We start from the raw sequence: 460 nt of genomic DNA on the forward strand, positions 1-460 counted from the left end.
TACGACTACACTAACTTTATTCATTATGACTAATTCCTTATGTTCACTATGGAAAAACGCTGGCAAACAAAATTTACCAGCGTTTTGATTTTTATCTAACTGTTTAAGCTAAAGATTCTAGCTTAGAAACCGTATTCAAGACCAACGCGAGTTACGATATCTGTATCAGCGTCACCAACAGTACGACCCGCTACACGTAGGTAAGGTACGAAACCGTTATGAACAGCCATTAGCTGACCAGAGATAGTGTTACTGTCTGAGTTAGCGTCTTTCTTACCATTTGTTTCAGACTCAAGGTTAGCTGCGTAACCTAGTTTGAAACCGATTGGACCATTCCAGTATTGACCGATGATAGAGTAAGAATCTTGAGTCACTTTACGGATGCCGTTGTCTAGCTCTTCGCCTTTATATGCTGCAGCGAAACCGAAACCTGCTGGTAGGCTAGCTTCAAAACCAACGA

General features: G+C 41.3%; 1 pseudogene. It reads right to left on the reverse strand.

Annotated features, from left to right (window positions below):
* Positions 1–122 precede the first annotated feature (122 nt).
* Positions 123–460, reverse strand: a pseudogene (locus tag BCT81_RS01935) (porin); the annotation flags it as partial.

This window comes from Vibrio sp. 10N.261.52.A1 (genome assembly GCF_002876325.1).
Lineage (GTDB): Bacteria > Pseudomonadota > Gammaproteobacteria > Enterobacterales > Vibrionaceae > Vibrio > Vibrio chagasii.